The organism is Stenotrophomonas sp. STEN022, assembly GCF_056760155.1.
The window spans coordinates 1-8,751 of the sequence record NZ_JBRREG010000141.1; the positions used below are offsets into that span (position 1 = coordinate 1).

Below are 8,751 nucleotides of genomic sequence, written 5' to 3' on the forward strand. Positions count from 1 at the left end.
GCCCCTGCCGAGCATGGCTCGGCACTACCGCAAGCCCCTGTTGCCTGTGGCAAAGGGGCTTTGGCGATCAATCTTCGAAATCGGTCTCTGCCGCCGGGGCTGCGTCGGCTACCGGGCGCGGGCTGCGCTTGGCGGTCTTGCTCACCACTTCGACGTAGAACTGGGTGTTGCCGGCGGCTACCAGCGCGTCGATTGCGCGGAACAGCTCGTCGTAGCCCACCGGCTTGGCCGAGGCTTCGTCCACGCCGAGCTTGCTGTCGAAACCCCAGGAATCGGCGCCAGCCGGCAACGCCTTGCCGCGCTCACGCTTGGTGTATTTGCGGATGTCGTGCTTGCTGGCTTCCAGCAGGCGGTCGGGGTGCTTGCCTTCGATGGCGAGGCTATAGGTCTTCTTCACGGGAATCTCGTTGCTGCGCCAGCCCGGTTGGGCCGGCAGGGAATGGCACCATTATCGGTGCAAACGGCTTGACGGTGGTTCAACCGCGTCGGGCGACCAGCAGCCAGTTGTTGAATGGGGTGTTGCCGTACAGCGGGGTGAGGTTGACGGTCAGCCCGGCCTGCTGCAAATGAGCACGTACAGCGTCCACATCCAGGTAGTCGCGCGGGCGCGAGCGCATCCAGCCAATCAGGTTGGCGGCGCGGTCGGCTACCCGTGAGACGCCGCTGCGGCGGCTGCCGTCAGCCACGGTCATGCGGATCACCAGCCGCGCATCCCCGCTCAACATCGCCGCCGCACGCTGCAGCAGCCCGGGCTGGGCGGCGGCAGGCAGGTATTGCAGAACGTCGAGAATGGCGACGCTGCCCTGATGGGTCGGTAGCGCTGCCAGCAGATCAATCGGGGCGAAGCTGGCGTCGTTCAGATTGCTCCGGCCGCCTGCGGTGGTGGCGCGCTGGATCTTGGAGGTGTCGCTGTCCACGCCCAGATAGGCCATATGCTGCCCGTCCTGACGTAGCGCATGTGCCAGCAGGCCCAGCCCGCAGCCCATGTCGAGCAGTGGCGCGCTGCTGCCGCGCAGCGCGTCGAGCACGCCGGGATAAAGTGGGTCACTGCGCAACTTCAGCAGGGCGTAGTAGTAGTCGCCGCGATGGCCCCAGAACCGCTGTGGCGCGAAGGCCTGGGCAATCGCGCGCGCGCGCTCGCCGGCCATCGCCGGGGTGGCTTGCGGACGGTTCAAGCGGCCGATGCTGGCTTGAGCAGTTCGACAGCGACCGGCAGCGCCAGCTGCGCCCAGCGCCCGTACATGGCAGCCGAAGGATGCAGGCCATCGTCGGCCAGCATTTCCACCGTTTCACCGCCGTCGCGGCTGGTTGGGGTGATATCGACGAAGGCCACGCCGTAATCGCCGCAGCAGGCGTGCGCGGCGGCGTTGAAATCATCGATCTCGCGGGCGACCTGGGCTGCATCGCGTCCGTTCTGCTGCGCGTAGGGGGTGAAGCCCCAGTCCGGGGTGGACAGGACCAGCACCCGCCGCGGGTCTTCACCGGCCAGGGCGATCGCGCGCTGCAGCAGTTGTTCGAACTGCTGCCGGTACTCGGCCAGCGGCCGTCCGCGGTACTGGTTGTTGACCCCGATCAGCAGGCTCACCAGTGCATACGGCCCTTGCGGGGCCTCGGCATCGATGGCGGCCGCCAGTTCGTCGGTGGTCCAGCCGGTGGTGGCGATGACCTGCGGGTCGTCCAGCTCGATGCCCTGCGCGCGCAGCGCGGCGGCCAGCTGGAACGGCCAGGTACCGGCCTGCGGCACGCCTTCACCGATGGTGTAGGAGTCGCCCAGCGCCAGGTAAGAAGTGGAAGTGGCTGCGGTCTCGCTGATCAAGGCCAATCAACCCACCGCACTGCGCGGCTTGAGCTGCACGACCTTGGTGACCGCCTCGGCGCGACGGCTGAGCAGCTTGTCGATGCGGCCGAAAACCTCGCGCATCACGCTGGCCTCGGGCAGCAGGGTGACGCGGAAGTGGTTGCGGTAGGGCACGTTGAAGCTGGAACCCGGCACCACCAGCACGCCTTCTTCTTCCATCAGCTGCAGGGCGAAGTCGTGGTCGTCGAAGCCCTGTGCGGCCGGGCCGATCACTGCCGGGAAGGCATACAGTGCGCCAGACGGCACCACCAGCGACAGGTGTTCGCTGGCCTCACAGGCCTCGATCACCGCGCGGCGGGTTTCGTACAGGCGGCCGCCGGGGCTGCACAGTTCGGAAATGGTGTCCGGGCCGTTGACCGCGGCTTCGATCGCGTACTGGCCGGGCACGTTGGCACACAGCCGCAGCGCGCTGAGCAGGTCGAGTGCGGCGCGGAATTCGCCCAACTGCTCGCCGGCACCGGACAGCAGCATCCAGCCCACGCGCCAACCGCAGGCGCGGTGCACCTTGCTCAGGCCGCTGAAGGTCAGGCAGGGGTGATCACCGGCCAGTGGCGCGACTGGCTGGAACTGGGCGCCGTCGTACAGGATCTGGTCGTAGATTTCGTCCACCAGCAGCAACAGGTTGTGCTTGCGGGCGATGGCGACGATTTTCTCCAGCAGCTCGCGCGGGTAGCTGGCGCCGGCCGGGTTGTTCGGGTTGATCAATACGATGGCGCGGGTGCGCGAGGACACCAGCGCTTCCATCTCCACCGGATCGGGCAGGAAGCCGTTCTCCGGACGGCAGCGGTAATACACCGGTCGACCGTCGTTGAGGATGGTGGCCGCCGACCACAGCGGGTAATCCGGCGAGGGCACCAGCACTTCGTCGCCGGGGTTGAGCAGGGCGCGCAGCGACAGGTCGATCAGCTCGGACACGCCATTGCCCAGGAATACACGGTCAGCAACAGCATCGGGCGCACCACGGCGGGCGTAGGCGGCGGCGATGGCTTCACGAGCGACTGGCAGACCCTGCTGATGGGTGTAGGGGTCCGTACGGCCCATGTCATCGGCGATGGCGTGCTGCAGGTGTGCAGGCGCACGGAATCCGAATGCACCGGGATTGCCGATATTGAGCTTGATGAGCTTGCGGCCCTGGGCCTCCAACTCCCGCGCTCGTCGGGCCAGTTCACCACGAATTTCGTAGCGGACTTCGGACAGGCGTTCACGGGTAGCTAGCGGTTTGACAGGGCTTGACATTTTCTCAGGGCCATCAAGGGCATGGATTCTGCATGGTAGCCGAATTGTTGCGCTGCGGGGCGGGGCTTTGGCGCCGGGAATGGGGATTCGGGAAAGGTGATTGGTTACAGGTAAAAGCAAGGCGAAGGCACCCCTCCCCAACCCTCCCCTGCGCTACGCGCGCTTGTCTCCCTCCCTTTGCCGCAGGCAAGGGGAGGGCCGGGGAGGGGGGCTCTTGATCTGCCTTGGTGCTGACCCTGACCAAGCCAGATTCCCGGCGCCAAGCCCCGCCCCGGTAGAATCCCCCAATGACTGATTCCATCGACTTCGATTCACTGCGCCATATCGGCTGGCCCTGGCCCGGTGCTCCCGAGGACCCGCAATGGCAGGAAGCTTTTGCCGCCCACCCGCAGGCTCGCCCGGGGCGCGTGATCGAACAGCACCGTTCCGGTTACGTGGTCGCCGATGCGCCCGATAACAGCCTCAAGACCGAGTCACCGCCGGAATGGCAGCGCCCGCGTTTCCCCAGCCATGAGCGCGCGGCGGTAGGTGATTGGGTGTTGCTGGACGGCAAGCGCATCGTTGCGCTGCTGCCACGGCATACCTCGATCAAGCGTGGTGCCGCCGGTGAGCACTATCACCAGCAGGTGATAGCGGCCAACATCGATACGGTGTTCATCGTCTGTGGCTTGGACGCTGACTTCAACCCGCGCCGCATCGAGCGCTACCTGCTGCTGGTTGGCGGCGGTGGTGCGTCACCGGTGGTGGTGCTGACCAAGGCCGACCAGACCGAGTACAGCGAAGACGCGTTGGCGGTGCTGGAAGACCTGGCCGCGCAGCAGATTCCGCTGCTGGCGATCAACGGCAAGGACCCGGAAAGCGTCTCCGCCCTGCTGCCGTGGTTGGGCCCGGGCAATACCGTGGTGCTGGTGGGTTCCTCTGGTGCTGGCAAATCCACCTTGACCAACACGCTGTTGGGCGAGGACCGGATGAAGACCAACGAAGTGCGGAGCAATGATTCGCGCGGCCGCCACACCACCACCCATCGCGCGCTGATGCCGCTGCCGTATGGCGCCTGCCTGATCGATACGCCCGGCATGCGCGAGCTCAAGCCGACCGGCGAGGAAACCCTGGCTGAAGGTGGCTTCGCCGACATCGAAGAGCTGACCACGCAATGCAAGTTCCGCGATTGCTCGCACCACAGCGAACCGGGTTGCGCGGTGCAGGAGGCCATCGAGCGCGGTGACATCGACGAAAGCCGGCTGGAGAGTTACCTCAAGCTGCGCGAGGAAGTGGCGCAGGCCGCAGCCAAACTTGCCCAGCGTCAGGCCGAGCAGGCGACCGAACGCAAACATAGCGGGCGCGGTGCGCAGTGGCGGCCGATCAACAAGGGCAAACGGCGCTGAAGCCGGCGTTTGTCTGCTTTTGCTCCCTCCCTTTCGCGTCGGGAAGGGGGGGGAGAAGGCCCGCTTGCGCGCCACTGGCGCGCGGCCTGATGAACGACCGAAGGCTATGCCTTCGGGCCGGACGGGTTGGGGAGGGGTAAGCTGTTCGCGCGTTGATGCGGTTGTGGCTTCGCGGCTTATGGCCCGAGGCCACCTGGCGACGCTCCTACAAGAGCGATTGCTGCGCGTTATTACCTGATTTGATCGAGGCAGGCATGACCACAGTTGATACCCACAACGATCCAGCCATCAGCCATCACGCTGCGCTGGATGCGCGGATGGTAGCGGCGGTGAAAGGCATCCGTCTGCTGAGCCTGACCAGCTGGCCGGCAGATACGCAGGCGCCGTTTCTGGAGAGCGTGGCGCGCGGCAATCCGCAGCTGCCGCAGGTGGACTACCCCAAACTCGACTTCAGGGAAACGCGGCGCGAACTGGCGGCGGTAATGGACGAGGTGGACGCGAGCCATCCACTGGGCAGTTACATCCAGGATTCTGCGCGCAGTTGGGATCTGGCCGCCAGTCTGCTGGAAGGCTTGGGCACGCGCGCGGTGGATGACTACTCCACCCAGCTGTTCGGCGTGCCCGAGCAGCCGATGCCGGGCAATGGCCCGACCACCCGCGATGCGGCACGGCACTTCATCCAGATTGCACAGGAACTGGACCACGAGTTGCTGGCGCCGGAAGAACAGGTGCCGGTATCGGCGACGGCCTTGCAACTGATGCTGCAGAGCGACCTGGATGAGTTCTTCGCCGGGCGCATGATCAGCGTGGAGCTGGACCCGGAACTGATCGCCAAGGCTGCCGCGGGGGCGACCCGCATCCGCCTGCGCACCCGCGCCACCTTCAGTGCCTATGACCGTGCGCAGCTCTACCACCACGAGGCGCTGGTGCATTCGCTGACCGCACTCAACGGGCGCGATCAGGTGGTGCTGCCCAGCCTGGCGCTGTCCTCGCCGCGCATCACCGCAACCCAGGAAGGTCTGGCGACGTTTGCCGAGCAGATCACCGGCAGTATCGACATCCAGCGGCTCAAGCGCATCAGCCTGCGCATCGAGGCGATTGCGATGGCGCGCGATGGCGCCGACTTCATCGATGTGTTCAATTATTTCCGTGCCGCAGGGCAGACTGCCGAGGAAAGTTTTTCCTCGGCGCAACGTGTGTTCCGTGGCGTTCCCACCAGCGGCGGCGCTGCCTTCACCAAGGACACCGTCTACCTGCGTGGCCTGGTCTCGGTGCACACTTTCTTCCGGCAGATGCTGCGCGATGAAAAGCTGCAGACCTGCCGCTGGCTGTTCGCCGGCAAGATGACGCTGGAAGATGCACAGGCGCTGACGCCGTTGTTTGAAACGGGGGTTTTGGCGCCGCCGCGTTGGTTGCCGCAGTGGATCAACCGCGCCAATGGCCTTGCTGGCGCACTGGCGTTCTCGCTGTTCGCCAACCGCATCCGCATGGACCAGATCAGCGAAACCTGAGTGGGCTCAGGGCGTGCCCAGCAACTGCTGTACCGCGCGTTCGCCACTGCCCATCGCCAGCGTCCAGCCGAGCATGCCGTGGCCGATGTTGCAGGCCAGACCATCGCCGAGGTTCCTGATGATCGGTGAGGTCCACGGCGTGACCGGGCGCAGGCCGGCCCAGTTGCTTTCGATGCGCTCGTAGTCGGCGGCCTCGGGCAATGACGCGCGTGCCTGCGCGATCAGTGTTGCCAGCCGTGCCGGTTCTGGCGCGGGATTCCAATCGTTGAGGTCAGCCAGGCCGGCGACGCGGATACGTTCGCCCAGGCGGCAGAACACCAGCTTGCGCTTGGTGTCGGTGATGCTGACCTTGGGGGCATTGGCGCCCAGCGGTGCGGTGAACGAGTAACCCTTGATCGCCATCACCGGCATGCGCAGGCGCAAAGGCTTGAGCAGGGCAGGGCTGTCGATGCCAGCGCAGACCAGTACGCGTGCTGCCTGCAGCGTGCGGCCATCGCGGGCCTGCAGCTGCCAGTGTTCATCCGCGCGACGCAGTGACTGCGTATCGAAGCCGAACAGTGCCTGCACGCCGTAGTGCTGCTGCAGTACCTGCAGCAGGCCTTGGCTGAAACGGTAGGGGTCGCCGGCTTCTTCCTCCGGCGAGTAGACGCCGCCGGCCAGCCACGGCGCGCCACTCAGTGCAGGTTCGATGGCGGTTGCTTCTGTTGCGTTGACCAGTCGTTGTTGCACGCCATGACCGCGCTTGAGCGCGATCATCGCCGCCGCTCCCTGCACGCCCTCGGCGGATGGGTACAGGTGCAGCTTGCCGGAGACCTCGTGGTCGAAATCGATGGGGTGCTGCTGCAGCAGAGCCTGCATGGCCTGGCGCGATTCCAGTGCCAGTTCCAGCGTGGCCAGGGTATTGCGCTGCAGGCCTGCCGTGTTGGCCTGGCGCAGGAAGGCCAGACCCCAACGCAGGAAATCCGGATCAGCCGACCACCGTGTGCGGAAAGGCCCGTTGCGGCCGAATGCCATCTCGGGCAGCTGTGCCCAGGTTGCCGGGCCGGCCATCGCGTCGGTATAGGCGTAGCTGAGCTGTGCGCCGTTGGCGAACGAAGTACCCAGTGCCGGGCCGGCATTGCGATCCAGCAGCAGCACCGAACAACCGCGCTTTGCCGCGGCATAGGCGGTGGCCAGGCCCACCACGCCAGCGCCGATGACGATCAGGTCATGGCGGGAAGAAGGGGCGGGCACTGCGTTGGATGTCATCAGCGGAGCGGTGCTACAGAGCGAGTAGGGCCCCATTGTCGCGCCAACCCGGGCACAAGGCACGGGTATGGCGCACAGAACCGGCGGATTAGTGCGGCCAGAAGTTGAGGAAGCCGGTGATGATCAGCGCATTGATGAAGTCGATGAAGAACGCGCCCACCAACGGTGCGACCAGGAAGGCGCGCGGCGCCGGCCCGTAGCGCTGGGCCAGCCGGCGCATCACCGCCATCGCGTTGGCGGTGGTGCCGAGCATGAAGCCGATGAAGCCACCGCCCATTACCGCAGCGTCGTAATCGCGGCCCATCAACCAGTAGATCGGTACCGCGAACAGCGCCACCACCGAGACCTGGATGATCAGGTTGACCAGCAGCGGCAAGCCCATGCCGGCCAGTTCCCAAAGCTTCAGATCCATCAACGCGATGGCCAGGAACAAGGCCAGGCTGATGTTGCCGATGAGGTCGGTGGTCGGCACCGACAGCTTGATCCAGCCGGTGTAGTCGTCGATGTTGCGGATCACCGCGCCGACCAGCATCGCGCCGATATAGGTTGGCAGGGTCAGGCCGATGCCTTCGAAACCCTTGCCCACCCACACGCCCAGCCACATCGCCATCAGCAGTACGACGATGCTCTTGAGCGCGTCGAACTCGCGGGCCGACTCGCTGGGGTAGCGCACGGTGACGGCTTCGTCTTCACCGAGCTGCGCGCCGGTGGCCTTCTGGCTGGGATGCTGCACCTTGAAGCGCTGCATCAGCACGGTGATCACCGGGCCGCCAACCAGGCCGCCGCAGATGATGCCGGCCATTGCCGCTGTCACCGCCAGGCTTTCCGCGCCGACCAGCCCTGCCTGCTCGAAATGCCCGGCAAAGGCCAGGCCGGTGGCGGGGCCGCCGGTCAGCGTGGCCGAACCAGCCAGCACGCCGAACATCGGGTTCAGGCCGAACATCTTGGCCACACTGATGCCGATCAGGTTCTGCAGCACCGCGAAGATGCTGCCGATCAGCAGGAACAACATCACCTGCTTGCCGCTGACCCGCAGCAGTCGCAGGCTGGCGTTGATGCCCAGGGTGGTGAAGAACGCCACCATCAGCGGTGTCTTGAGGGTGGTGTCGAGTGTGAACAGGGTGGTCTGCTGACCATGTGCCCACCATACGGCCAATGCCACCAGCAGGCCGCCAACCACCGGTTCAGGCAGGTTGTAGCGGCGGAAGAACGGGATGGCACGGCACAATGCGTAGCCGGCGAACAGGGTCAAGCCCGCGAAGGCGACCGTCTGTACGGCGTCAAGTTGAATCATAGGGGTGGGGACCTTACACCAGCGAAGGGCGAACTTTGTCGTTCCTTACGCACAATAGCAACCGGGCCTATTGGCACTGGACCGGGTTTTGGGCGTTTCCCGGTTGGGCTGGTCATGTAGTGGGGGGGGGGGGGCGGGGGGGGGGGGGGAGGGTGGGCGGGCCGCCGCGCAGGCGGGGGGCAGCCGCCGGCCGGGGGCCGCCCCGCCCCGGGCGCGCGG

Annotated in this window: 8 protein-coding genes; 2 read left to right on the top strand and 6 right to left on the bottom strand. The window is 66.0% G+C overall.

Annotated features, from left to right (window positions below; genetic code table 11):
• Positions 1-67: 67 nt before the first annotated feature.
• The 4 genes from ACVOMF_RS19665 to ACVOMF_RS19680 all read right to left on the bottom strand — a co-directional run bounded on the left by ACVOMF_RS19665 (position 68) and on the right by ACVOMF_RS19680 (position 3,094).
• Positions 68-397, bottom strand: a complete 330-nt coding sequence (locus tag ACVOMF_RS19665; protein ID WP_481510765.1) for a DUF6172 family protein — start codon at positions 395-397, stop codon at positions 68-70.
• Positions 398-476: 79 nt separating this feature from the next.
• On the bottom strand, positions 477-1,148 hold the full coding sequence (locus tag ACVOMF_RS19670) for a class I SAM-dependent methyltransferase (protein WP_481510770.1): 672 nt from the start codon (positions 1,146-1,148) through the stop codon (positions 477-479).
• 23 nt (positions 1,149-1,171) lie between these two features.
• Entirely contained in the window at positions 1,172-1,813 is a 642-nt protein-coding gene (locus ACVOMF_RS19675; RefSeq protein WP_481510771.1) for an SGNH/GDSL hydrolase family protein, read from the bottom strand.
• A 9-nt stretch (positions 1,814-1,822) separates the two neighbouring features.
• Positions 1,823-3,094, bottom strand: coding sequence for a pyridoxal phosphate-dependent aminotransferase (locus ACVOMF_RS19680; protein WP_481510766.1), 1,272 nt, complete (start codon positions 3,092-3,094; stop codon positions 1,823-1,825).
• A 287-nt stretch (positions 3,095-3,381) separates the two neighbouring features.
• Here ACVOMF_RS19680 and rsgA point away from each other — a divergent pair, with 287 nt between their 5' ends.
• Both rsgA and ACVOMF_RS19690 read left to right on the top strand, forming a co-directional pair.
• On the top strand, positions 3,382-4,479 hold the full coding sequence (gene rsgA, locus ACVOMF_RS19685) for a ribosome small subunit-dependent GTPase A (protein ID WP_282273104.1): 1,098 nt from the start codon (positions 3,382-3,384) through the stop codon (positions 4,477-4,479).
• Positions 4,480-4,733: 254 nt separating this feature from the next.
• A complete protein-coding gene (locus tag ACVOMF_RS19690; RefSeq protein ID WP_481510767.1) occupies positions 4,734-5,990 on the top strand; it encodes a flavohemoglobin expression-modulating QEGLA motif protein in 1,257 nt (418 codons plus the stop codon).
• A 6-nt stretch (positions 5,991-5,996) separates the two neighbouring features.
• Here the strand turns inward: ACVOMF_RS19690 and ACVOMF_RS19695 are convergent, their stop codons facing one another.
• Both ACVOMF_RS19695 and gltS read right to left on the bottom strand, forming a co-directional pair.
• The gene (locus ACVOMF_RS19695; RefSeq protein ID WP_481510768.1) at positions 5,997-7,238 is read right to left on the bottom strand and encodes an FAD-dependent oxidoreductase; all 1,242 of its coding nucleotides are present in this window, start codon (positions 7,236-7,238) and stop codon (positions 5,997-5,999) included.
• An 88-nt stretch (positions 7,239-7,326) separates the two neighbouring features.
• On the bottom strand, positions 7,327-8,532 hold the full coding sequence (gltS, locus tag ACVOMF_RS19700; protein WP_481510769.1) for a sodium/glutamate symporter: 1,206 nt from the start codon (positions 8,530-8,532) through the stop codon (positions 7,327-7,329).
• Positions 8,533-8,751 lie beyond the last annotated feature (219 nt).

Bases quoted from the DNA above. Each gene is read 5' to 3' on its own strand.
- rsgA (WP_282273104.1), top strand. From the start codon at position 3,382: ATGACTGATTCCATCGACTTCGATTCACTGCGCCATATCGGCTGGCCC.
- ACVOMF_RS19690 (WP_481510767.1), top strand. From the start codon at position 4,734: ATGACCACAGTTGATACCCACAACGATCCAGCCATCAGCCATCACGCT.
- gltS (WP_481510769.1), bottom strand. From the start codon at position 8,532: ATGATTCAACTTGACGCCGTACAGACGGTCGCCTTCGCGGGCTTGACC.
- ACVOMF_RS19670 (WP_481510770.1), bottom strand. From the start codon at position 1,148: ATGGCCGGCGAGCGCGCGCGCGCGATTGCCCAGGCCTTCGCGCCACAG.
- ACVOMF_RS19695 (WP_481510768.1), bottom strand. From the start codon at position 7,238: ATGACATCCAACGCAGTGCCCGCCCCTTCTTCCCGCCATGACCTGATC.
- ACVOMF_RS19680 (WP_481510766.1), bottom strand. From the start codon at position 3,094: ATGTCAAGCCCTGTCAAACCGCTAGCTACCCGTGAACGCCTGTCCGAA.